Origin of the sequence: Pseudomonas sp. HN2 (assembly GCF_020736465.1) — a bacterium.
GTDB lineage: Bacteria > Pseudomonadota > Gammaproteobacteria > Pseudomonadales > Pseudomonadaceae > Aquipseudomonas > Aquipseudomonas moraviensis_A.
The window spans coordinates 2,334,024-2,357,467 of record NZ_CP085885.1 but is presented as its reverse complement, the minus strand read 5'-3'; the positions used below and the strand labels follow the sequence as shown (position 1 = coordinate 2,357,467).

General features: G+C 61.5%; 18 protein-coding genes. 13 read left to right on the top strand and 5 right to left on the bottom strand.

Features of this window, described 5'->3' with window-relative positions; all coding sequences use genetic code 11:
• Positions 1-635: 635 nt before the first annotated feature.
• From LIS66_RS10425 to LIS66_RS10415, 3 genes are read right to left on the bottom strand one after another with little or no spacing between them, the layout of a single operon-like run.
• Positions 636-1,703: a lipocalin-like domain-containing protein gene (locus tag LIS66_RS10425; protein WP_042609507.1), complete on the bottom strand. Its 1,068-nt coding sequence runs from the start codon at positions 1,701-1,703 to the stop codon at positions 636-638.
• Positions 1,693-4,161, bottom strand: coding sequence for an FtsX-like permease family protein (locus LIS66_RS10420; RefSeq protein ID WP_416220749.1), 2,469 nt, complete (start codon positions 4,159-4,161; stop codon positions 1,693-1,695). The genes LIS66_RS10425 and LIS66_RS10420 overlap by 11 nt, the downstream gene beginning before the upstream one ends.
• A complete protein-coding gene (locus LIS66_RS10415; protein ID WP_042609505.1) occupies positions 4,161-4,814 on the bottom strand; it encodes an ABC transporter ATP-binding protein in 654 nt (217 codons plus the stop codon). Before LIS66_RS10415 ends, LIS66_RS10420 begins: the two co-directional genes overlap by 1 nt.
• A gap of 138 nt (positions 4,815-4,952) precedes the next feature.
• Here LIS66_RS10415 and LIS66_RS10410 point away from each other — a divergent pair, with 138 nt between their 5' ends.
• Positions 4,953-6,926 carry an alkyl/aryl-sulfatase gene (locus tag LIS66_RS10410; protein ID WP_227974192.1) on the top strand — a complete coding sequence of 658 codons (1,974 nt, stop codon included), beginning with the start codon at positions 4,953-4,955 and terminating at the stop codon, positions 6,924-6,926.
• A gap of 451 nt (positions 6,927-7,377) precedes the next feature.
• Here the strand turns inward: LIS66_RS10410 and LIS66_RS10405 are convergent, their stop codons facing one another.
• Positions 7,378-8,229, bottom strand: coding sequence for a helix-turn-helix domain-containing protein (locus LIS66_RS10405; RefSeq protein WP_227974191.1), 852 nt, complete (start codon positions 8,227-8,229; stop codon positions 7,378-7,380).
• A 97-nt stretch (positions 8,230-8,326) separates the two neighbouring features.
• On the opposite strand from LIS66_RS10405, the gene LIS66_RS10400 reads away from it, so the two are divergent.
• Positions 8,327-9,247, top strand: coding sequence for a LysR family transcriptional regulator (locus tag LIS66_RS10400; protein ID WP_227974190.1), 921 nt, complete (start codon positions 8,327-8,329; stop codon positions 9,245-9,247).
• 19 nt (positions 9,248-9,266) lie between these two features.
• Positions 9,267-10,286: an AraC family transcriptional regulator gene (locus tag LIS66_RS10395; RefSeq protein WP_227974189.1), complete on the top strand. Its 1,020-nt coding sequence runs from the start codon at positions 9,267-9,269 to the stop codon at positions 10,284-10,286.
• 71 nt (positions 10,287-10,357) lie between these two features.
• Here the strand turns inward: LIS66_RS10395 and LIS66_RS10390 are convergent, their stop codons facing one another.
• A complete protein-coding gene (locus tag LIS66_RS10390) occupies positions 10,358-12,055 on the bottom strand; it encodes a sulfatase-like hydrolase/transferase (RefSeq protein WP_227974188.1) in 1,698 nt (565 codons plus the stop codon).
• A gap of 390 nt (positions 12,056-12,445) precedes the next feature.
• On the opposite strand from LIS66_RS10390, the gene LIS66_RS10385 reads away from it, so the two are divergent.
• Genes LIS66_RS10385 through LIS66_RS10340 form a run of 10 tightly spaced genes read left to right on the top strand, consistent with a single transcriptional unit; the run spans position 12,446 to position 23,436 of the window.
• The gene (locus LIS66_RS10385) at positions 12,446-13,798 is read left to right on the top strand and encodes a UDP-glucose dehydrogenase family protein (protein ID WP_042609499.1); all 1,353 of its coding nucleotides are present in this window, start codon (positions 12,446-12,448) and stop codon (positions 13,796-13,798) included.
• Positions 13,795-14,829, top strand: a complete 1,035-nt coding sequence (locus LIS66_RS10380) for an NAD-dependent epimerase (RefSeq protein WP_227974187.1) — start codon at positions 13,795-13,797, stop codon at positions 14,827-14,829. The genes LIS66_RS10385 and LIS66_RS10380 overlap by 4 nt, the downstream gene beginning before the upstream one ends.
• Before the next feature lie 14 nt (positions 14,830-14,843).
• Complete coding sequence (locus LIS66_RS10375) at positions 14,844-15,590, top strand: sugar transferase (RefSeq protein ID WP_042609497.1); 747 nt, start codon at positions 14,844-14,846, stop codon at positions 15,588-15,590.
• Positions 15,590-16,237: a CpsD/CapB family tyrosine-protein kinase gene (locus LIS66_RS10370; protein ID WP_042609496.1), complete on the top strand. Its 648-nt coding sequence runs from the start codon at positions 15,590-15,592 to the stop codon at positions 16,235-16,237. Before LIS66_RS10375 ends, LIS66_RS10370 begins: the two co-directional genes overlap by 1 nt.
• Before the next feature lie 21 nt (positions 16,238-16,258).
• Positions 16,259-17,281 carry a polysaccharide biosynthesis/export family protein gene (locus LIS66_RS10365; RefSeq protein ID WP_042609495.1) on the top strand — a complete coding sequence of 341 codons (1,023 nt, stop codon included), beginning with the start codon at positions 16,259-16,261 and terminating at the stop codon, positions 17,279-17,281.
• A gap of 16 nt (positions 17,282-17,297) precedes the next feature.
• Complete coding sequence (locus LIS66_RS10360) at positions 17,298-18,890, top strand: GumC family protein (RefSeq protein ID WP_042609494.1); 1,593 nt, start codon at positions 17,298-17,300, stop codon at positions 18,888-18,890.
• Positions 18,887-19,978, top strand: a complete 1,092-nt coding sequence (locus LIS66_RS10355) for a glycosyltransferase family 4 protein (RefSeq protein WP_227974186.1) — start codon at positions 18,887-18,889, stop codon at positions 19,976-19,978. The genes LIS66_RS10360 and LIS66_RS10355 overlap by 4 nt, the downstream gene beginning before the upstream one ends.
• Entirely contained in the window at positions 19,975-21,342 is a 1,368-nt protein-coding gene (locus tag LIS66_RS10350; RefSeq protein WP_227974185.1) for an O-antigen ligase family protein, read from the top strand. Before LIS66_RS10355 ends, LIS66_RS10350 begins: the two co-directional genes overlap by 4 nt.
• Positions 21,339-22,307 carry a glycosyltransferase gene (locus LIS66_RS10345; RefSeq protein ID WP_227974184.1) on the top strand — a complete coding sequence of 323 codons (969 nt, stop codon included), beginning with the start codon at positions 21,339-21,341 and terminating at the stop codon, positions 22,305-22,307. Before LIS66_RS10350 ends, LIS66_RS10345 begins: the two co-directional genes overlap by 4 nt.
• On the top strand, positions 22,300-23,436 hold the full coding sequence (locus tag LIS66_RS10340; RefSeq protein WP_227974183.1) for a glycosyltransferase: 1,137 nt from the start codon (positions 22,300-22,302) through the stop codon (positions 23,434-23,436). The genes LIS66_RS10345 and LIS66_RS10340 overlap by 8 nt, the downstream gene beginning before the upstream one ends.
• The last annotated feature ends 8 nt before the right edge of the window (positions 23,437-23,444 follow it).

Sequence of the window (23,444 nt, the reverse complement as noted above, 5' to 3'; positions counted from 1 at the left end):
GTTAAGTCCGAAAATGGCGGGTTTCTGGTAGAGCGGTGGGCGCCGGTGAGAGTTCCAGTCAGTTCGCTCAGCGGTGAAGGCACGGACGCCATCGCTGGCAAGCCAGCTCCCACAGGGATTGGGTAACTCTGCTATTCATCGGTGTCTTTGAGATAGCTATCGCGAGCAGGCTCACTCCTACAAGAGCAAGAGCAAGAGCAAGATCAAAAGATCGCAGCCTTCGGCAGCTCCTACATGATGAGCGTTCGCCCTTGGGCCGAGTGTCAGCTCGCCTGCTTTTGATCTTGATCCACCGGCGACGTCGGAAGGCTGAGCGGAGGGATTGATCCGGGCGTGGGAGCGCAGCGACCGTACGACGCAGTCGTACACAGCGAGTGTAGGTGCAGCGAAGCAAACCGGAGCCGCTGCGCCCGGATCGATCCCGCAGCGAAGGAACCCGAGCCTGCGAGGGCCGAACGCAGGAGCAAGCCTTTTGGGTTACCTTTTTGGCGTTTGAAAAAGGTGACCCGCCGTAAGGGCGGAACCCTAAGCAGCCGTTACCGCAGCAACGGATATGTACTCAGCCAAAAATCCTCAGCACCCGACAAAAAGCCTTCGCGAGCAGGCTCGCTCCCACAATGAGACAGCGTCTGCCGTTAATACCCGGTCATTTCCAGATAGCCCTGGCCGGGATGGCTGCCATTGATCTTCACCGGCCCTTCCCAATAGGGAATACGCAAATCCATCCAGGCATTGCGATTGACTGCATCGACGCTGATGTCCAGCTTCTTATCGGGAATACGGATAGACCATTTCACCGGCATCGGCCGATCAGCAACCTTGGCCGTGTCCTGCGGCACAAGGCTGATCTGCTCGCTGCGCAGCGTCTGGATCTGGCCATCAGCGGCGATCCAGGTGCCGGTCAGGTACGGTGCGCCGTCCTTCTGCCGCATGCGATAAAGCATCACGTGTTCGCCGCTGTCCAGGTGCAGGGAGAACCAGTCCCAGCCAGTCTGGTTGGCAGTCAGCGGTTGGCTGCTCCACTCGCGATCAAGCCATGCCGGGCCACTGACGGTGTATGTCTGGCCGTCGATCTGCAGCGTGCCGCTGGCCTGGAAAAAAGGTTGGCTGTAGTAGTACGAGGCCTGGCCTTCTTCGGATTTCTGGCTGAAGCCGCTGTCGCCCTGCAGCACCAGCGGGCGGCTGGAGGTGAGGCGCAGTTGATAGGCGAAATTTTTATCGCGGGCGCTGAGCTGCATATCGCTCAGCGGATCCTGCGCTTGACTGGCAAACATCCAGTCATCGATCCACGCCTCGAACGGCGCCAGCCGCACCCCGGCCTGCCCTACTCCGCCGCGGGCGTAGCGCTCGGCGGCGTGATGAACCGAACGCGAGGTGACCGCCGCATGACCAAGCCAGATCGTCTGATTGCCCCACCCGGCCTGCTCGGCGAGCGGTTTCAGGGCGCTGCGAAACAGCGTCCATTGCACGCCGAAATCATTGCCCTGCTGATCCTTGAGATTAGCGGTGACGTACCACCACTCGATGCGGAAACCATCATGCGCGCCGTGATCGGCAGGGAAACTGAACACCCGACCGGGCACCACCGGGGTGAACGATTGCGCCTGATCGCCCATGCCGGCGAAGCCTTTCTCCTCGGGCGCGGGCTGATCGCAACCACCGAGCAGCAACACGAGCATCAGCACGACGCCGTTAATCCTCATGGGCAAACGCCCTCAGCAAATCCGCCGGTTGCGTGCGATACAACGAATACAGCGGCCATGCCGAGGCCAGTAAAGTCGCAAGCAACGCCAGGCCCATCAGTTGCAACAACTGCAACGGGAACACCCGCAACGGCAGTCGCCAGCCGAACGCTTGCACATTGATTACCGCATCCAGGCACCATGCCAGCGCGATACCCAGCGGTAATGCCAGCAACAAAGTCAGTATCGCCAACAGCCAGGTCTGACCGAGGTTGAGCAGCATCAGTTGTTTACGTGTCACGCCCAATGCCCACAGCGGTGCAAGTTGACTGAGCCGACTCTGGCTCTGGGTCAGCAGACTGATGAACAGCGCCACGCCAGCCACGGCCAACGTCAGGCTGTTCAACGCCGCCGTCGCGGCAAAGGTGCGTTCGAAGACTTGCACCGACCAGCCCTTGAGCCGCGCCTGATCGATGATGCGGTTGTCATCCAGCTCAAAGCGCGCCTGCAAGACGTTGAGCAGCGCCGGAATCTGCGCTGGATCGATACGCAGATTGAAGCGGTTCGGCGTGAGTTGCGGCCAGCCTCGCAGCAGGTGATCGCTGCTGATCAGCACATGCCCTTTCGGATTGCCATAGTCAGCGTAGATGCCGACGATGCGCGGCGACCACGTGCCGTTTGGCGTGGGGATGCGCAGATGCTCGCCCGCTTTGAGTTTCAGGCGTCGCGCCAGTTGTTCGCTGAGCATCACTGCATCATCCGTGGCCAGTTTTCCCCACGGATCTCCGCCACTGCTGTCGAGCAGCGGCCAGTGCTGGCGATAGTGCGGGTGGTCGATGATGCCGTAGACATCGGCCGGCCAGCCTTGCAGCGTCACCGAAACCTGCCAGTTGGGCAGCACAGCGGTCACGTTGGGCTGCTGCTTGAGCCAACTGTGCATCTCGCGGGCCTGCGCCGGGTTGGCCGGGTTGATGTACAACTCGGCGCTCAGGCGTTGTTCGAGCCAGTCGTTGAAGGTCTGGCGAAAACCGGCGGTCATGCTGCCGGCGCCGATATTGGCGGCGAGCGCCAACAGCAGCGCCATCAGCGCCAGACTCAGGGCTGGCAGTTGCTGGCGGCAGTCGGCGAGAAACCACTGGCCGAGCACCGACCGACTACGCCCGAGCAACGGGTTCAACAACGCGCTGAGCAGCACCGGCAAGGCCAGCGCGGCACCGAGCAACAGCCCGGCCATGAGCACGAAACCGCTGCTCAGGCTGTCACCCCAGATCAGCGCGGCCAGCGCAATCGCCAGCAGCGCTGTCGCCAGCCAACCCTGCCGACGCAACCAGCGCGAATACTGTTGATGCCAGGCCTGCGGATCAGCCACCGCCAGCAACGGCAGACGCGCCGCCCGCAGCAGACTGTTGGCCCCGGCCAGCAACGCGCCGAACAGGCTCAAACCGATGCCGCTGAACCACCACCAGGGACTCAAACGCAACTGCCCCGCCACTTCCGCGCCATATAAACCGCGCAGGCTGGCGGCGACGTCCGGCAGCAGCACGCTGGCCAGCCAATAGCCGCTGATCACACCGAGCAGCCCACCGATCAGTGCCAGCCCGCCCAGTTCAACCACCAGACACGCGATCAGCGTTCGCGCACTGACACCACAGGCGCGCAATGTGCGCAGCAGGCCTCGGCGCTGTTCCAGAGCGAGGCCGATGGCGGCGTGGACGATGAACAAACCGACCAGAAACGACAGAAATCCCAAGGCATCGAGATTGAGGTGAAAGCTTTCGGTCAGCCGCGCCAGATTGTTTTCTTCACCGCTGCTTTTGAGCTGCAAGCGATCGCTGAAACTGGCCGGTAAATCTTGATGAAAGTCCTTGGGCAGCAGCAATCGCGACAGTTGCTCGGGTTGGTCGAGCAGTCTTTGCGCTACGCCGATGTCGACCAGTAACAGGCCCGGCGCCATGTCCTTCTGCGCGAGCAGCGGCGGCAGGGTTTGGCCGTTTACGGTTTGCGGTGTATCACCTTCGTGCAAGCCGAGCATTTGCAGGGTGTCCGGAGAAATCCAGGTGCTGCCCGGCGGACTGAAGAATTCGACGATCCGCTCGATCGGCATCGCCTGCCCGGCCACTGCGGAGTCTGTCGGCAGCGACACCGGCTCGATGCCCATCAGCTGAATGCGTTGGTCTTCGTGGCCCTTGAGTGTCAGCCGGCCCTGCAGCACCGGCGACACCGGCCAGCCCTGACGGCGCAGCTCGATGAACCAGCGCTGGGGAAACGGCGCACCGTTCGGCGTGCTCAGGCTGGCTTGCGGTTCGCCGCCGATCATCTGGCTGGCCCGCGCATAGCTGTCGCGCGCCTGGCTGTTCAGCGCCTCGACGCCGGTGAGCAGGCTGGTGGCCAGCCACAGTCCGGTCAGCACACTGAAAAACTGCACGGGATGGCGCCGCCAGTGGCTGAGCAGCGCGCGCAGGGTTTGCCGCCAGATCATCAGGCGACCCGCCCGTTCGACAACACCACACGCTGGGCCAATCGCGCCGCGACGCGCTGACTGTGGGTGACCATCAACAAGGTCGTCGGCGTGTCATCGAGCAATTCCAGCAACAGCCGTAGCACTTCATCGCTGGTCGCTTCATCGAGGCTGCCGGTGGGTTCATCGGCCAGCAGCAATTTCGGCTGTGAAGCCAATGCCCGGCCCAGCGCCACCCGTTGCTGCTGGCCGCCGGAAAGTTGCTCGGGATACCGCGAGAGCAAATCGCCCAGACCCAGACGCTGCACCAGATGCGCCTGCCAGCGCGGCTCATGGCGCCCGGCCAGGCGCGCCTGAAAGGCCAGATTGTCTTCCACGCGCAAACTGCCGATCAGGTTGAACTGCTGAAATACCAGACCGATTTCCGTGCGGCGCCAATTGGCCAGTTGCGCTTCGCTCATGGCTTCCAGGCGATGTTCGCCGCTGCGGATGCTGCCGCTGTCGACCTTGTCCAGCCCCGCCACCAGATGCAGCAGCGTGCTTTTGCCACTGCCCGATTCGCCCATCAGCGCCAGGCTGCCACCGGCCGCCAGCGTCAGGTCGACGCCTTGCAGTACCGGCAACACTCCCTGTGGCGTGGCATAGCTTTTGAAAACGTCGCGAACCTCAAGCATGGGCAAACCCGATCAGTGAACCTGGACCTAGGATAGCGGCCCTGAATGTTTTTTGTCCGCTGATGATCATCGCCAACCTTGCGCCGCGTCCTACGCTGCCGGTTGTTCGGCCATAACGATAAAAAACCGGAGACACCCATGCCCCGTTTCACTTTGAGCCCGCGCGGCCTGCTGACCTGCCTGATCACCGCTTGCCTGAGTCAGTCGCTGCTCGCCGCTGACAGCCCGGTTGCGCCCAGCGCGCAAACCGCCGCGAGCAACGCTGGCGTCCTGAACACCCTGCCGTTCAGCGACCGCACCGATTTCGAATCCGTCAGCAAAGGTTTAATCGCACCGTTCACGGGCCAGATCAAGGATGCAGCCGGCAAAGTCATCTGGAACGTCAACGCCTATGACTTCCTCGCTGAAGAAAAGGCGCCGGAATCGGTCAATCCGAGCCTGTGGCGACTGGCCCGGCTCAATGCCCACGCCGGTCTGTTCGAGGTCAGCCCCAAGCTGTATCAAGTGCGCGGCCTCGACCTGGCCAACATGACCATCATCGAAGGTGACGACGGGCTGATCATCATCGATCCGCTGACCATCGCCGAAACCGCCAGGGCTGCGCTGGATCTGTACTACGCCAACCGACCGCGCAAACCAGTCGTAGCGGTGATCTACAGTCACACTCATGTCGACCACTTCGGCGGGGTGCGCGGGGTGATCAATGAGGCCGACGTCAAGGCCGGCAAGGTCAAGGTTTATGCGCCGGTCGGTTTCATGGAACACGTGATGAGCGAGAACGTCATGGCCGGCAATGCCATGAGCCGCCGCGCGCAGTACCAGTTCGGCAGTCTGTTGCCGCGCAGTGAAAAAGGTCAGGTCGACGCTGGCCTTGGCAAGAGCGCGCCCAGCGGCGGGACGGTCACGCTGATCGCGCCCACCGACCTGATCGCCGAGCCGCTGGAAACTCGCACCATCGCTGGCCTGCAAGTTGAATTTCAACTGACCCCGGGCACCGAAGCGCCGGCGGAGATGAACCTGTATCTCCCCGAGTTGAAAGCCTTGTGCATGGCCGAAAACGCCACGCAGATGATGCACAACATCCTCACTCCGCGCGGCGCGCAAGTGCGTGATGCCAAGGCCTGGTCGCAATACCTCGATGACAGCCTGGCGCGCTATGGTGACAAAGCCGACGTGCTGTTCGCTCAGCACAACTGGCCGACCTGGGGCGGCGAGCGAATTCGAACTCTGCTTGCCGATCAGCGCGACATGTACGCCTTCATCAACGACCGCACTCTGCACTTGCTCAACCAGGGCCTGACGCCGCTGGAAATTGCCGAAGCAATCAAAAAACTGCCCGGCTCGCTCGATCAAAAGTGGTACACCCGTGGTTATTACGGCTCGCTGAGTTTCAATACGCGCGCGGTGTATCAGCGTTACATGGGTTTCTACGACGGCAACCCGGCCAACCTCAACCCGCTGCCGCCGGTCGATGCGGCTAAACGCTCGGTCGAGGCCATGGGCGGTGCCACGTCGGTGCTGGAAAAAATGCGCAGTGCGATGGCCAGCGCTGACTACCGATGGGCCGCGCAGTTGGGCAACCAGTTGCTGTTCGCCGATCCGGACAACGCGGATGCACGCAAGGCTCAGGCCGAGACCCTGGAGCAGCTGGGTTATCAAAGCGAAAACGCCACCTGGCGCAACATGTACCTGACCGGGGCGATGGAACTGCGCGACGGCGTGCCGCCGCGATCAGCCAATTCCGTGTCGGCGGACATGGTGCGGGCGATGAGTCCGGAAATGTTCTTCGACTACCTCGCGGTACGCCTGGACAGCGACAAAGCCGTGGCCAATGACCTGACGCTGAACTGGACGTTCGACGATGTGCAAAGGGATTTCACCCTGACCTTGCGCAACGGCGTGCTGACTCACCGCGCCGGCCTGAATCCGGCGGCGGATGCCAGTGTCAGCCTCAGCCGCGATACGCTGGAAAAGATCAGCCTCAAGCAACTGGACTTCCCGACGGCGATGCAGAAAGGACTGGTGAAGTTGCAGGGCAATGGTCAGAAATTCGGGCTGTTGATGGGCAGCCTGGATACATTCGGACCGCAGTTCAATATCGTCACGCCGTAAGTCAAAAGCCCCTCACCCTAGCCCTCTCCCGAAGGGAGAGGGGACCGACCGAGTTGCATGTACGAGGTACGCCGACGTGGGATAACGAGTTGATGCAATTTTGAATAACACGCAGATCGGCTCCCATGAGTCATAAGCCCCCTTCCCGGAGGGAGAGGACCGACCGAGTTGCATGTACGAGCTACGCCGACGTGGGATAACGAGTTGATGCAATTTTGAATAACACGCAGATCGGCTCCCATGAGTCATAAGCCCCCTTCCCGGAGGGAGAGAGGACCGACCGAGTTGCATGGACGAGGTACGCCAACTTGGGATACCGAGTTGAATTCAATTATGAATAACACGCAAATCGGCTCCCTTTCCCCCTCGCCCCCTTTGGGGGAGAGGGCTGGGGTGAGGGGGGAAATCTTGCTGACACCCTCAATGACGATCAAACACCTCGATCCTGCGTTCAACAGACCTGCCCGGTGTTCAGCCGAAACTGCTTCGGCGTAGTCCCGAACTGTTTGCGGAACGCGCGGATAAAGTTACTGGGCTGCCGATAGCCCAGCCGTTCGGCTATGCGCTCGATCGGCTGATCGCCCGCCGTCAGCCAGTGGCTCGCCATTGTCAGATTGTCCTGGCGCGCAGGTGCGCAGGCTTCAGCGTGCCAGTGGCGCAGCACGCTTTGGTGCAAAAACGGATTGGCGCCAAGCAAGGCCTGATCGAGACATGAGCGCGGCAAGGACAGGCGCAGGTGCTCGCCCTGCTCCACCGCAACACCACTTTCACGCAGCCAGCTTCCGGCCATTTGCGCAGCGCGCAAGCTGACATTCACAAACAAATCTCCCGGCGCCCTGCCCGACCGCCGGGCAATATTGCGCACCAGCGTTACCGCCGCCGCATCCAGAGCGAAATGATGGAGCGGCCCCTGCAGCGAACGCAGGCGCAAATGAGCAACGTCGCCCGCCTCGACCAACTCCACCGCGACGTAGTTGATCACCCGTGGCAAGCAGTCGATGAAGCACTTCAGACTGGCGCGCAAGGTCGCCGCCGAGTCGAGGAGAATATTCAGTCCCTGCAGGCAATCGGTCGCCATCCCGTCGGCCAGTTCACAGCCGAACGTCGGCGCCACCCCCGCCCACTCACACTCACGCCACAACTGTTCAACCGATCGTGCGGCGATCAATTGATGCGCCCCAGCGAGCACTGACGGGCAAATCCCGGCGCGCGCCATCAAGTGTTGCGGGCACAGTCCGGACTGCCGAGCATGAGCGAGAATCGTGCGGACAAAAGCGCTGGAAGCGAACACAGGCTGGGACATGAAGGCGTGCCATGGAAGACCAGGCGTGTACTTATGCCAGCGGACGTGCTATCGATCCAATGCATTAAAAGTATCCGCAAAATGCAGGAGACGCATGATGGACCTTCGCCAGCTTCGCCACTTGGTCGCCCTCGCAGACTGTCGCAATTTCGGCCGCGCCGCCGAGGCGATCAACTTGAGCCAACCGGCGTTCAGCCGCAGCATCCAGACGCTTGAGCGCGACCTCGATTGCGCGCTGGTCGAGCGCAGCAGCCGTGAATTCCGCCTGACCGGGCAAGGCGAACTGGTGCTGCAGCACGCGCGGCGCCTGCTCGCCCGCAGTCAGGCACTGCACAATGAATTGACGCAATACAACGGCCTCACCGGCGGCGAACTGCAATTCGGTTGCGGCCCGTATCCGGCGCAAGTGCTGGTGCCCGAAGCGCTGGCCGATTTCATTCAGGCGCATCCGGCGATTCGCACACGCTTTCATCAAGGCGACTGGCAGCAATTGTCGCTGTGGTTGCGTGAGCAGCAGATCGAGTTTTTCGTCGCGGACGCGCGGCACTTCGTCAGTGATCCGCAGTATCAGGTGCACCAGTTGCGGAGGCGGCCGGGCCGGTTTTTCTGTCGCGCCGGGCATCCGCTGGTCGCGCAGGCAGACCTGCGCTTGCGCGCCCTGCTCGATTACCCGATCGTCGGCACGCGCATTCCACCGATGATCCGCAAGGTGCTCGCCGATATCCTCGGTGAGTCCGACTTCACGCCGAGCGTGGAGTGTGCACAGTTCGACGCCATCCAGCGTGTGGTCCTGCGCTCTGATGCCGTGGGTCTGGCGACGCTTGAGGCCTTGCGTGAACAGCTCGACGAGGGCCTGATCGAGTTGCTCGATTTTGTCGACGTACCGCACGACGAGGCGGCACTGCAATTGGGTTACGGCATCGTCAGCCGCGCCGGCTATACCCTGACGCCTGCCGCGCGGGCGATGATCGAGGCGATCCTTAGCGTCGATCAACGTTTGCTGACCGCCAATCAATGACCGCAAGAGCCTGCGCACGATGAGCAAATTCACGCCGTTCGCCGCCAATGCCTTTTACGCGCCGACCCTGTTGCCGGCCATTGAAGAATTGCTCGCGCGCGGCATTACCCAAGCTGCAATCGAAGCCCAACTGCGCCGCAGCCTGTCTGATCTGCGCACGCCATTCATGCGCATGCCGCTGCTGATGTCGCGGCGTTTCTGGGCGTTCGCCGTGGAGCAGAGCGGAGATCCGTCGATCGGTCTGGCGGCGGGTAAACGCTTTGTTTCGACCGCCACCAACGGTTTGACCTATCTGTTCGATGTCGCCGTGTCGCTGGAACGTGCCTGCGAGTTTTTCGCCGAGTATTTTGCGTTTTTCAACGGGCATTTGCGCATGGAGATCATGCGTGAACACCGTGGGGTCACGCTGCGTCTGCTCGAGACGGGCAGTCTCGGTGCTCCGGCAGCGCTGACCGATTACATCCTTGTCAGCCTGTGCAGCCTGGTGCGGCGCAAGTTGCTCGCCAGCGGTTTGAAGGGTGACCCGGTGCTGGGTGTGGCGCTGGTGTCGGCAAGCCGCGAACAACACGAAACAGCGTTCCGCGCCCCGGTGAGCGCAGAGCAGTCATGCGCCGCGATTCAACTGGATCCGCAGCTGTTCGCAATGCCGTTGACGCCGGGCAATCCGGCGCTGGAAGCAACCTTGATCGATTTGCTGGAGCAGACCCGCCGTCACAGTGAACCGACCTTGCTGGAACAGCTCAGCGATTACCTGATCGAGGATCTGGCGACGGCGCACTGGCAGCAATTCTGCGCAACGCAGCATGTGCTCGAGCGCACGGCAGCACGGCGCCTGAAGGCGTTGGGCTGGACCTTCAGCGAACTGCTTGATGAGTATCGCCACTACCGGGCCGAGGACCTGTTGCAGGCCGGGGCGTTGGAATTGGTGGAAGTGGCGGATCGGTTGGGTTACAGCGATGTGCAGGGATTCAACCGGGCGTGTCTGCGCTGGCTGGGGTGCGCGCCGGGCGTATATCGGGCGCGGTTCATCAAGGGTTGAGATTCTCGCTGGCTGTGCTGTTTTTGTTCGCGAGCAGGCTCGCGAAGAGACCCGCCCGAGTGACCTGAAACTCACTGCCCCGAAGCCACAGTGGCAGGCGCCCGCTCCGGGGTAACGATGCTGCTCAGATCAATATGCTTCCACTCAGGCTTGGCCCCCAACCGCGCATTGAAGCGGTAGTTGAAAGTGAACTCATCCGCCGTCGGTACGCTCAGCGGTTTGCCATACAGCGCTTCAATCCCCGCCAGGTCGTAACCCATCACCTGCAACAGCGTCGGGAAAATGTTGTAGTGGCTGGAGCGGTCCTTGTTGGCCGGCAGATTCGCCGCCCAGTCCGGCGTCTGCAGCCCACTTCCCTGAATCACCACCAACGGCACCAGCCCCTCCTCTTCCACCGGGTCGCCGCCGCAATGGGTATTCAAACCCGGGTTGCCGCGTTCATGCAGATCCTGGCCATGATCGGAGGTGTAGATCAGCAGCGCGTTGCGCAGATTAGCCTGGGCAAAGACCCGGGCGAAGAACTCGCCGACATTCCACAACAGCGTGTTCTTGTAGGCGTTGCGATACAGCACCCAGTCATCCGGCTGGCCGTTGAAACCGGCACGTTCCCCGGTGTCGGCGACTTCGGTGAACTGCCCGCGTGGCAGCGTTGGCCGGTAAGCCATGAACGCGTCCGGGTATTTGTCGTGCACCGGAAAATGCGCCCCGACCTTGTTGATCACGATCAGCTCGGGACGCTCGTCGTTGAGCAATTCGATCAGCTTCGCCGCTGCCGCCATGTCGCGATCACGGACGCTGGTCTGGTCGAACTGCACAAAGCTGTCGATGTCGTTTTTCTCGGCGGCGGTCATCAGGTTCTGCAGGTTGCCGGCGGTGCGCTGGGCGTCGATGTACACCGTGCCGAGCCCGGCCTTTTTCGCGTACTGCCAGATCGACGGCTGCGTGCTGTTGATGCGCCTGTAATCGGCGCGAGTGCCGCCGTAGCGCAAGGTGACATTGGTATCGGCGCTGCAATTGGCAATGGACGCGGCGTAGCCAAAGTTGAAGACATCGACCCCGGCCGGCGCCTGCTTGAGGTTGCTGTGCACGCCGAACGGCGCGTTGATGTCGAGGTAATTGCCGGAAATGCTTTCATCGATGATCAGCACGATGTCGTAGCCGACGGCAGGCGCGGCGCGCGCCAGTGTGACCGTCTCACGCGGGCCGACAGTGTCGTGCAGCGCTTCATAGGCAAACAGATTCAAATAGGCCAAAGGCGTGTACATGATCGGCAGGCCCCGGGCGCCCTCTCCCGCACGTAAAAACAACAGAGCGCTGAGCATCAACACACCGACGATGGGCGCCGCGATCCGCAACGTGTTCGGTACGACCAGTGGATGACGCGGCTTGAGCCCGATGCCGAACAACAGCAGCAAGCCGCTGAGCACCGCGCGCAGGATCGCGTCGCGATACTGATAGGCGGCTTCCTGAATGAAGCCACCGGAATACACCAGCGAGACAAAATCGCTGTACCTCAGGTAATCCGCAGTGACCCGGGTATAGACATCGAAAAAAACCGCCGCCGCAAACATCGTTAATGCGAATGCATGTCGAACGAGAGCTTGCCTTATATAGGCAGCCAAATATAACGCTAAAGTCAGCGCCAAAAACATCGCGCCAAAAACAAGTGCATTCAAACTCCACCCGATAGCATTTAACCGCTCCAGGTAATAGTCGGAATACAACAGCAAAAAGACAACTAAAAGGAGTTCTTTGGCATATCTGAACATGGCGATACCGGGCGGGCAGAAATGGCTGGATGTCAAAGCTTTGTCGGTCAGACCCTGACACTAGCACCCACCCCTAAAAGCGCAAGAATTGACTGATAGCCGGATTGACCGTCAAAAAAACGGTGCCTCAAATCTGACACACAAAATCTGGAAACCCCTTTAAAACCAATACTTTCGACCGCTTGTCGGTTACTTTAAATCTGAACAAATCTGCAAAAATACAACAAATTCAATCGCAGCAATGACTTGATGGCCAATCGCCAAAAAGCCCTCAAGTGTTATACCCGTGCAACATGTCATTTTGCTGACACGCTTTTCCAACCCTGCGCTATACCCCTTTAACAATCTCATCCCGTAGTTAACTTTTCTGGTTTTATTTGAGGTGCGCAGATGGACGTGAGCGTATTTGGCACTGGCTATGTCGGACTTATACAAGCCGCCGCACTTGCCGATGTCGGCCATCGGGTTTTATGCATTGATATTGATCCGAACAAGATCAAACAACTGCAACAAGCGGTGCCGCCCATCAGTGAGCCAGGCCTGTCCGCAACACTTGAAGAAAACATCAAGGCCGGGCGCCTGTCGTTCAGCACCCAGGCCAGCGATGCGGTGACTCACGCCGAGCTGATCTTCATCGCCGTCGGCACTCCGGCGGACGAGGATGGCTCCGCCGATCTCAGCCATGTGCTCAACGTCGCCCGGCAGATTGCCGGACTGATGGAAGCCGATCGCACGCTGATCATCAAATCCACCGTGCCGGTCGGTACTGCCGATCAGGTTCTGGCCGCAGCCACCAGCGAATTGCTGCAACGGGGCAAAACCGAGCTGCAGGTACGCGTGGTGTCGAACCCGGAATTCCTCAAGGAAGGCAGCGCCCTCGCCGACTGCATGCGCCCGGACCGGATCATCATCGGCACCCGCGACGACGCTGCCCGCGAGCAGATGAGCGAGCTGTACGCGCCGTTCTGCCGCAACCACGAAAAACTGATGTTCATGGACAACCGCAGCGCCGAACTGACCAAGTACGCGGCCAACGCGATGCTCGCCACCCGCATCAGTTTCATGAACGAACTGGCCAACCTCACCGAACTGCTCGGCGCCGATATCGAGGCGGTGCGCAAAGGCATCGGCTCCGATCCGCGCATCGGCTACCACTTCATTTATCCGGGCTGCGGCTTCGGTGGCTCGTGCTTTCCCAAGGACCTGCGGGCGCTGCTGCACACCGCCGAACACAACGGCATGCCGTTGAAACTGCTGCGCAGCGTCACCGACGTCAACGACAGCCAGCGGCACATCCTCTTCAGCAAATTGCGCGCGCAGTTTCCGCAGGGCCTGGCCGGCAAATCCATTGCGGTCTGGGGCCTGGCGTTCAAACCGAACACCGATGATATGCGCGAAGCCCCCAGCCGTTATCTGATGGACGCGTTGTGGGCCGAAGGCGCCAGTGTGCAGGCCTATGATCCGGAAGCCATGTCCGAATGCCGGCGCCTCTATGGCTACCGCAACGACCTGCACCTGTGCGCCACCCGCGACGACACCCTCGAAGACGCCGACGCACTGGTGATCTGCACCGAGTGGAAAAACTTCCGCGTGGTCGATTTCGAGCTGCTCGCCGAGAAGCTGCGTTCGAAGGTGATCATCGACGGCCGCAACCTCTACAACCCGGAACAAGTGGCTGCCGCCGGTCTGCATTACAGCGGCATCGGCCTGCGCCACATTGCCCCTGAAGGGCAACGGCCATGAAGATTCTGGTGACCGGTGCCGCCGGTTTCATTGGTGCCCATTGCGTCCTGCGCTTGCTGCGCGACGGGCATTCGGTGGTTGGCCTGGACAATTTCAATCACTACTACGACCCGCAACTCAAGCATGACCGCGTGCAGTGGGTGCGCGAGCAGGTTGGCGATTTTCAGCTCGCCACTGTGGATCTGGCTCACGCTTCAGCCATCGACGCATTGTTTGCCCGCGAGCAGCCGCAAGTGGTGATTCATCTGGCCGCGCAAGCCGGGGTGCGGTATTCCCTGGACAATCCCCGGGCCTATCTGGACAGCAACCTCAACGGTTTCCTGAACATTCTCGAGAGCTGCCGGCATCACCCGGTCGAACACCTGATCTACGCCTCGTCGAGTTCGGTGTACGGCGCCAACCAGCACACGCCTTACTCGGTCAAGGATGGCGTCAACCATCCGCTGTCGCTGTATGCCGCGACCAAGAAAGCCAACGAGCTGATGGCGCACAGCTACAGCCATCTGTTCGGCATTCCCTGCACCGGCCTGCGCTTTTTCACCGTCTATGGGCCTTGGGGCCGGCCAGACATGTCGCCGATCCAGTTCGCCCGGGCGATCAGCGAAGGCGAGCCGCTGAAGCTGTTCAATTACGGCGAGCATCAGCGCGATTTCACCTACATCGACGACATCATCGAAAGCATTGCCCGCCTGATCAATCAGCCACCGCAGGCCAACCCGCAGTGGGATCGCGAGCAGCCCGACCCCGCCAGCAGCATGGCGCCGTGGCGCCTGTTCAACATCGGCGGGCAGCAGCCGGTCGCGCTGAAAACCTACCTCGCGCTGATGGAAAAACACCTCGACCAGAAAGCCATTGTCGAGCTGCTGCCCCTGCAACCGGGCGACGTGCTCAACACCTGCGCCGAAGCCAGCGATCTGGCCCAGGCCACCGGATTCCAGCCCCGGATAGAACTGGATGAAGGACTGGGCCGCTTCATTGCCTGGTTCCGCGACTACTACCCCACTGCCCGTGCGCCGCTTGCGGCTGAATGAATGCGGAGGACGCCATGACTGGACATGAAAAAAGTGTGTCGATTGCACAGATGCGCCCTGACAAGCGCGTCGACCCCGAACATCGCATGCGTCTCGACGCAGCGATTCATCGCCAGGGTCGCGGCTGGCTCAGCGGCCGCGATGGTGGCCGCCCATGGCAGCTGTCGCGGACCAATCGAGTGGTCGCCTGCCTCGGTGCGCTGACCATTCTGCTGCTGATCTCGCCCTTGCTGTTGGGCCTGGCGCTGGTGATCAAATTCACCAGCCCGGGGCCGGTGCTGTTCGTCCAAAAGCGCACCGGTTATCGCGGGCGCAAGTTCGGCATGTTCAAGTTTCGCACCATGGTCAGCAACGCCGAAGAACTCAAAGAGTCGCTGCGTCACCTGAACAAGCACGGCGCTGACGCCATCGATTTCAAGATCGACAAGGACCCGCGGGTCACCGGCATCGGCAGCTTTCTGCGCCGTACCAGCCTCGACGAACTGCCGAACCTGATCAACGTGGTGACCGGCGACATGCGCCTGGTCGGCCCTCGTCCGACCTCGTTCAATGCCTACCGCTACAAGGACAATCACCTCGCGCGTCTGGCGATCTACCCCGGCATGACCGGTCTGTGGCAGATCTCCGGACGCAGCAACATCGACTTCGACCAGCGCGTTGAGTTGGACCTCAGCTACATCGCCGAGCAGAGCCTTCTGCTTGATCTGAAGATTCTGTTGAAAACCCCCTTTAAAGTATTCAGCGGCCACGGAGCAAGCTAATGGACGGTTCAACCAATAAAAGCCTGAGCATCGCCAGCCCCAGCGAATCGAATCTGACGTCGACCGTGCTGGATCTCGATCTGCGGATCCTGTTCCTGACCGCCGCCAATCCCGGCGCCGGCACCACCACCAGCGCGCTGGCACTGGCCAGTCAACTGGCGCAGATGAGCAGCGGCCAGGTGCTGCTGGTGGACGCCAGCCAGTCGGCGGACAACCTCACCCAGCAGATGAACCTCGGCAAGGAGCGCGGCCTGCGCGACCTGCTCTTCAACCCGGACAACCCGCCGTTGTTGCAGGACTGCGTGGTGCAGGTGTCGAGCCTGCCTTTCCATGTGCTGCCCAACGGCCGGCCGATCCGCACGCTGGAGCATCTGACTGCCGAGCGCCTGAGCCCGTTGCTCGACCAGTTGGGCAGCCAGTACCGCTTCGTGGTGATCGATGGCGACGCGGTGTACTCCGCCGCCGACACCCTGGTCATCAGCACTCAGGTCGACGGCGTGGTGTTTGTCGTCCGCGCCGAAGACACCCGCTGGGAAGTCGCCCAGGCCGCTGTGCAACGCCTGACTCAGGCCGGAGCGAACGTGGTCGGCAGCGTGTTCAACCGGCGCAAGTACTACATGCCCAAATGGCTTTACAAAAACCTGTAAGCGAACGCAAAGGATGACGCCATGAACGCCAGAATGCTTGTCCTGCTGTTGCTGCCGCTTGCGGGCTGCTCCAGCAATTCCGACACCCGCAACATGCCGGTGAATATTCTCACCGCCACACCGGCCAACGCCCAGGCCACCGACATGCCGCGGGTCGAGCAGACCCTGCGCCCGAAAGATGTGCTGGATGTGATTTTCCACATCAGCACCAGCGGTTCGGACGCTTACCGCGTGCAATCAGGTGACCAGATCGGCCTGAATTTTACCGCCGCCAGCCAGCTCAACGGTACGCAACTGGTGCTGCCCGACGGCACCATCGAACTGCCGGGCGCTAACACCTCGGTGAAAATTGCCGGGCTGACCAGCGAAGAAGCGCGCCAGGAAATCCAGCGTGCGTATGAGCGCAAACAACTGTTCCAGCCCAACCGCAATCAGCTCGCCGTGCAGATTCTCAGCCCGCTGAGCAACGAGCAGAACCTCAAGAGCGCGTTGAACCACCCAGCCACCGGCATGAGCCGCGAGATCACCGTCGGCACCGACGGCTACGCGAGTTTTCCGGAAATCGGCGCCGTGCCGCTGCAAGGCATGACCGTCAATCAACTGGAGACTTTCCTCAACCAGAAGTACGCGCAACTGCCGGGGCGGATGACCGTGGACGTGCTGCTCAAGTCCACCGCCGGCAACGAGATCTACGTGCTCGGCGAAGTCGCGCAACCGGGCTCGTACCCGATCCGCCGGCCAGTGTCGGTGCTTGAGGCGCTGACCCTGGCGCGCGGCACCAACGTCAAGGCGCGGCTGGATTCGGTGGTGATCATGCGGCGCAACGGCAATCAGGTGCAGGCGATGAACTACGACGTCGAAAAGGCCTTGTCCGGTGACGCGCCACAAATCGCCTATCTGCAGCCGGACGACATGCTCTACGTGCCAAAAACCAAACTGGCCAGCGCCGGCGAACTCGCCCGCCAACTGGCCGATGTGGTGCTGTTCCAGGGCGTCGGTTTCAGCTTCGGCTACCGCGTCGACAACAAAGGCAGTGACAACTGACTCTCAGGTGACCGACATGAACCCAAAAGAAAATTACCTGCACGAGTTCTTCAGGATTTTCTTCGCCAACAAGCAAACGGTGAAGCGCATCTTTCTGACCTTTGCAGTGATCGCCCTACTCCTGCCGTTGCTGCTCAAACAGAGCTTCGATATCACCGCGCAGGTCATCGTGCAGTCGAAAAAGCTGTCTCAGGGCGACGCGACCACCTCGCTGACCCAGGACAACGCCACTTTCATTCCGCCATCGCTGGCGGACATGGAAACCGAAAGCAATATCCTCCGTTCGCCGGCACTGATCCGTCAGACCATCAGCGAACTGCGCGACCAGGGCCAGTACAACCCGCCGCCGGGGATGCTCAGCAAGCTGGCCGGCGAACCGTTCAAGCGTTACGTCAGCACGCCACTGCGCGAATACGTGATCAATCCGCTGCGTGACGCGCTGGGCATGCAAACCGATCCGGTGCGCGACACGGCACTGGACGGCTTGACCCAAGACGCCATCGACAATCTGAAGATCGAAACCCTGCCGGGTTCCAACGTGATCTCGATCGTCTACAGCTTCCCCGATCCGGCCCAGGGCACAACGTTCGTTGCCGCGTTGCTGCAGAACTATCTGGTCGATCGTCAGGCGTTGCAATCGATCGAGCTGCCGCACTCGTTCTACGAGACCAAGAAGCATCAGTATCAGGTGCGGCTCGATGGTCTGGAAGGCGCGCGGCTGAGCCTGCTGGAAAGCGTCGGTTCTTCCGATCCGAAAGAGGAAATCACCTTTCGCCTCAACGCGATCAACACCGAAGAGCAGGCACTCAACCTGTATCGCGATCGCTTGCTGCAAAGCCAGCGCTGGCTTGATTACCTGAAAACCAGCCTGGCCGCCGCCAACACCAACAAGCTTAACGACTACACCTTCCCGTTCACCTTCACCACGACGGTGGACAACATCGCGTTCGAAGACCGCGAGATCAGGCAGATGGGCGAGGCGCTGACCACTCAGGTCAGTCGCTACATGAATGACCTGGCGGTATTTCAGCCCGGTAGCGAGCCGATGTTGCTGGCCCGCGAGCAAATTGCCCGCACCCGCCAGCAGTTCCTCAAAGTGGTCAACAACCGCATTCAGGAACGTACAACCGACCTGTCGGTGGTGAGCCAGGTCATCGAACAGAAAACCGCGCGCATTGCCGAGTTCAAGAATCGCATCCATCAGCTGCAGCAGACCCAAAGCAAGCTGCGCCAGATGGACACCGAGATCGGCGCGTTGCACGCAGCGTTTTCCACCTACGCGCAACGCTTTGCCGAAAGCAGCACGACACGCGCGCTGGACAACGACCTGTCCAACGCCCGGGTATTGAGCCCACCGTTCGAGCCGACCGAGGCGGCTTTTCCCAAGCCGATGCTGATCATTCCGTTCGGGCTGTTCACCGGGCTGCTGCTAGCGATCGCGTTCGTCTACGTACGTGAGTTCTTCGACCATCGCTTCAAGCACCCGGCGCAAATCAGCCATGAGCTGGGCGTGCCCGTGTTGTTGGTGCTCAACGAAGAAACGCCGCAGGCGGGCAATCCACACAGGAACTGGACCATGCCAAGCCTGGTTCACTGGGTGCGCAATTGAACGCGGTGTCCACCCCAATCGTCGCCCTGCCGATCATTCACTTGCTCAGCAGCGGCGGCTTCTACGGGGCCGAGCGGATGTTGCTGGATCATTGCCTGGCAACGCCGGGACAGCACCAGGTGCTGTTTCTCGACGCGCCGCCAGAATTGATCGCGCGCTTTCGCGAGGCCGGGGTGGACGCTCGCGCTTGTGCCGGGCTCGGCGGACTGCTGCGGCACTTGCGTCAGCGCCGTGGCGACAAACCATTGCTCAACACCCACAACTTCAAAGGGCTGCTGTTCGGCTGGATCGGCGCAACGCTGTTGCGCCTGCCGCTGGTGATCACTCAGCACGGCTTCACCCCGCGCAGTCGCAAGCAGAAGTTCTACACCTGGCTCAGCCTGCAACTGTGCCGCACGGCGTCGGTGAAGCAGGTGGTCTGCGTGGCGCAAAGCATCGCCACGCTGCACCTCCAGGCCAACGTCCGCGCGGAGAAGTTGCAGGTGATACCCAACGGTTTGCCAGCCGCGCCGGCGATGCAGTCGGTGGCAGACCGGCAACGCTGGCTGGTTGGGTACGTCGGTCGTTTGAGCAGTGAAAAAGGCCCGGACCTGTTTCTCGATGCGCTGATCGGCCTGTGTCACCAGCATCCGCAACTGGACGCGGTGATGCTCGGTGACGGCCCGGAACGCGAGGCCTTGCAGGCGCGCATCGATGCTGCCGGTTTGCAGCCGCGGATTCGCCTGCCGGGCTATCAGACCGCGATGCGAGGCTGGTGGCAGCAACTCGATGCGCTGGTGATCAGCTCGCGCACCGAGGGCACGCCGATGATTCTGCTCGAAGCAATGCAGGCCGGGGTGCCGGTGGTGGCGTTCGCGGTCGGCGGCATTCCCGATGTCCTGCAGGACCGCCACAACGGCCTGCTCGCCGCGCCGACGGATACCGCCGCCCTCGCCCGCCAGCTCGACACACTGCTGGCCGAACCGAAACTGGCAGCGCAGTTGCGCGACAACGCCAGACGTACACAACAGGAACGCTACGACCTCAAGGCTTTGGCCGAACGCTGGTCGCAGCTGTACATCCACACGGCACGGGAGGCACGCACATGATTTTCCCGCTCTCGATCGTCAGTCTGTTCGCTTTGGTGAGCCTCGGTTTGCTGGCCAGTCCCTGGCCGTATCTGGCGCCGGGGGCAGTGATTGGCCTGGTCGGTTTCACCGTCCTGTACCGCAAGCCGACCTGGGGCCTGCTCGGCATTGCCGCGCTGGTGCCGTTCGAAGGATTCTTCAAGGACAGTTCTGTGTCCGGGAGCAAGTTGCTCGGCGCCTCGCTGGCGGTGATCGTGATGTTGCAACTGGCGCTGCATCAGATTCCGTCCGAACGCCTGCGCAGCAACCTGTGGCGCTACCTGATCGGCTTCATGGCCCTGTACCTGCTGAGCCTGTTCGCCAGCGACAATCTGGGCATGTCGCAAACTCATCTGCGTGAACTGAGCGTGGGTCTGGTGCTGTTCGTGATCACCCTGTTGATCGGCCGTGAGTTGAATCTTGATCTGTTCGCCCGACTGGTCACGCTCAGCGTCAGTGCGACCTGCGCCATGGCGATGTTTTCCAGCAGATTCCAGGACAAGGGCCGCGCCGCCGGCCTGCTCGAAGACCCCAACGCCTTTGCCCTGCTGATCGCCTTCGCCGTGCCGATGGGCCTGCTGCTGGTGATTCGCAGCCCGAACCTGCTGCACCGCTTGTTCTGGGCTGGCTGCTGCCTGTTACTGCTCGGCGGCATGACCAAAACCGAGTCGCGCTCAGGGCTGGTGGTACTGGCCTTGAGTCTGGCAATCGGGGTCTGGCACTACCGCCAGCAGCTGACCCGCATTCGTCCACGGCACTTCGGCTTCGCCATGCTCGGCGCTGCGATCATCCTGCCCTTGGCGATCTACGCGATGCCGGCCGGTTATCTGGCACGCATCCAGTCCCTGAGCATTCTCAGCGCCGGGGCCAAGGCCCAGGACGAATCCCTCGGCCGTCGCGCCTCCTACATTGTCGTCGGCAGCCAGATCATCCGCGAGCATCCGCTGCTCGGCTCCGGCCCGGGCACTTTCCCGCTGCACTACGCGACCACCGGTTACGCCAAGGCGTTTTCCGCCAACCGCAAAATCGGCGACCTGTATCGCCGGGCGCATAACACTTATCTGGAGATCTTCAGCGAACTGGGGATTCCCGCCGGCCTGCTGTTTGTCGGCATGCTGGTGCAGGGTTTCTACAACCTGATCCGCGCACGACGCACGTGGCTGCAACGGCGCGAATGGCAGCACGCAGGCATGGTTACCCATCTGGGCATGAGCTTTCTGTCATTGACGTTGTTCCTGATGTTCCTCAGCGCGCCGAACCTGAAGTACCTGTGGATCATGCTGGCGCTGACCTGGGTGCTGCGCCTGAAAGCCGAGCAGGCACCGCTGACGGAGGCCAAAGTATGAGCCGGATCAGCATTGTCATTCCGATGTACAACGAAGCCCGGCACATCGGTCGCACGCTGCTGGCGGCGAGCAAAGCCGCGCACGCAGCCGACATCGACTGTGAACTGATCGTGGTCGACAACGGCTCCAGCGACGAGGGGCCACAGATCGCCCGCGCATTCGGCGCGCAGGTTCTGCTGGCGCCCGGGCTGCTGATCGGCGCCTTGCGCAATCGTGGCGCAACGGTTGCTCGCGGTGAATGGCTGGCGTTCATCGATGCCGATATCGAGATGCCGGAAGACTGGCTGAAGCAGATGTTTGCCTTAGCAGCAGGCGACCAGGGCGACGTTTTTGGACTCGACCTGCACACCCCTGCTGCCGCGCCATGGTTCGCCGCCGCGTGGCAGCGCCGCTCCTTGCGCCCCTCGGGCCGCGCCACACGCACCGTGCAATGGCTGCCCAGTGCCAACCTGCTGATGCGCAAACAGTGGTTCGACAAGGTTGGCGGTTTCAACGAAACCCTGCGCACCGGCGAGGACAAGGAATACACCCTGCGTCTGCACAGACACGGGGCTCGCCTGCTGTCGGTCAATACCAGCGTTGCCCTGCATTGGGGCTACGAAATGAGCTGGCGCGAATGGATCGGCAAGGAACTGTGGCGTCAGGGCAGTCACCTGCAATTGCTCCGCGCCCACGGCATGAGCCTGCGCCTGCTGCGGTTTCCGCTGCTGTCATTGCTGGTGTGGTTGCTCGATGTCCTGGCGATCGTCGCATTGCTGGGCGGCCACGCGCAGCAGGCGCTGATGCTGCTGATGGCGGGCCTGCTGCCCAGTCTGCTGCTCAGCGTGCGGCAAAGCATTCGCCAGCATGACCTCAGCCTGACCTTGCAACTCTGGGGCCTGCACTGGGTGCGCCTGCACCTGGCCAGCGCGGCATTGATTCTCGGTCTGTGTCATTGGAATGCAAGGAGGCCTGCCCGTGGCTGAACTCATTTTTTGCCTGTGCCTGCTGCTGCCGGCGTACGCCTACATCGGCTATCCGCTGCTGCTGACTTTGCTCGCGCCACTGTTCCCGGCCTGGCGACATACCCCCGCGCCGCCACTGAACGTCAGCATCGTCATTGCTGCACACAATGAGGCGCGGCACATCGAGCACAAATTGCGCACCCTGCTGGCCCAGGATTATCAGCCCGCCGCGCTGCAAATCATTCTGGCCAGCGACGGCTCGACCGATGACACCGTGGCCTGCGCGCACAAAGTGATTGATCCGCGCATCACCGTCCTCGACCTGCCGCGTCAGGGCAAAGCCGCCACGTTAAATGCCGGCGCCGCCCTGAGTACCGGCGACATTCTGGTGTTCACCGATGCCGACAACCAATGGTCGCGCGATACCCTCGGCCACTTGCTCGCGCCGCTGAGCGATCCGCAGGTCGGCGCCTGCGCCGGGCACATGGTGATACCAGTCACCGGTGGCGGCCTGAGCATCGGCGACAGTCTGTATCGGCATTACGAAGGCTGGTTGCGCCGGGTCGAGAATCGCACCGGCTGCATGGTCTCCGCCGACGGCGCCCTGCTCGCCTTGCGCCGCGAACTGTTCCAGAACGTGCCGGCCGAGGTCAACGACGATTTCTTCATCAGTACCTGCGCACCGGTGGCGCACAAACGCATCGTTTATGTGCCCGAGGCGCAGGTGATCGATCAGGGTGTCGACGAAGCGGACAAGCAATGGCGTCGCCGCCAGCGGGTGACCGTCGGTGGCCTGCAGAGCCTGGCGCAACGCCGTGAACTGCTCAACCCCTTCAAGCACGGCCTGTATTCGATCGCGCTGATCAGCCACAAGCTGATTCGTCGACTGGCGCCGGTGCTGTTGCTGCCGCTGCTGCTGAGCAATTTCTGGCTGTGGAACGAACACGGTTTCTATCGCCTGAGTCTGGTCGCGCAATTGCTCGGTTACTCGATTGCCACCGCCGGCCTGCTGGATTCGCAACACCGTTTGCCCAAACCGTTCCGCCTCGCGGCATTCCTGCTGGTGACACTGGCAGGCATGAGCGTCGGACTGTGGCAGTTCCTGCGCGGGCAACGTTACGCACAGTGGAATCCTGATCAGAATCGTTGAGAGGACGC

Excerpts from the sequence above, each read along its gene's own strand:
- LIS66_RS10385 (WP_042609499.1), top strand. The coding sequence starts at position 12,446 with ATGGACGTGAGCGTATTTGGCACTGGCTATGTCGGACTTATACAAGCC.
- LIS66_RS10420 (WP_416220749.1), bottom strand. The coding sequence starts at position 4,161 with ATGATCTGGCGGCAAACCCTGCGCGCGCTGCTCAGCCACTGGCGGCGC.
- LIS66_RS10425 (WP_042609507.1), bottom strand. The coding sequence starts at position 1,703 with ATGAGGATTAACGGCGTCGTGCTGATGCTCGTGTTGCTGCTCGGTGGT.
- LIS66_RS10395 (WP_227974189.1), top strand. The coding sequence starts at position 9,267 with ATGAGCAAATTCACGCCGTTCGCCGCCAATGCCTTTTACGCGCCGACC.
- LIS66_RS10390 (WP_227974188.1), bottom strand. The coding sequence starts at position 12,055 with ATGTTCAGATATGCCAAAGAACTCCTTTTAGTTGTCTTTTTGCTGTTG.
- LIS66_RS10370 (WP_042609496.1), top strand. The coding sequence starts at position 15,590 with ATGGACGGTTCAACCAATAAAAGCCTGAGCATCGCCAGCCCCAGCGAA.
- LIS66_RS10380 (WP_227974187.1), top strand. The coding sequence starts at position 13,795 with ATGAAGATTCTGGTGACCGGTGCCGCCGGTTTCATTGGTGCCCATTGC.
- LIS66_RS10360 (WP_042609494.1), top strand. The coding sequence starts at position 17,298 with ATGAACCCAAAAGAAAATTACCTGCACGAGTTCTTCAGGATTTTCTTC.
- LIS66_RS10405 (WP_227974191.1), bottom strand. The coding sequence starts at position 8,229 with ATGTCCCAGCCTGTGTTCGCTTCCAGCGCTTTTGTCCGCACGATTCTC.
- LIS66_RS10350 (WP_227974185.1), top strand. The coding sequence starts at position 19,975 with ATGATTTTCCCGCTCTCGATCGTCAGTCTGTTCGCTTTGGTGAGCCTC.
- LIS66_RS10400 (WP_227974190.1), top strand. The coding sequence starts at position 8,327 with ATGGACCTTCGCCAGCTTCGCCACTTGGTCGCCCTCGCAGACTGTCGC.
- LIS66_RS10345 (WP_227974184.1), top strand. The coding sequence starts at position 21,339 with ATGAGCCGGATCAGCATTGTCATTCCGATGTACAACGAAGCCCGGCAC.
- LIS66_RS10410 (WP_227974192.1), top strand. The coding sequence starts at position 4,953 with ATGCCCCGTTTCACTTTGAGCCCGCGCGGCCTGCTGACCTGCCTGATC.
- LIS66_RS10375 (WP_042609497.1), top strand. The coding sequence starts at position 14,844 with ATGACTGGACATGAAAAAAGTGTGTCGATTGCACAGATGCGCCCTGAC.
- LIS66_RS10365 (WP_042609495.1), top strand. The coding sequence starts at position 16,259 with ATGAACGCCAGAATGCTTGTCCTGCTGTTGCTGCCGCTTGCGGGCTGC.
- LIS66_RS10415 (WP_042609505.1), bottom strand. The coding sequence starts at position 4,814 with ATGCTTGAGGTTCGCGACGTTTTCAAAAGCTATGCCACGCCACAGGGA.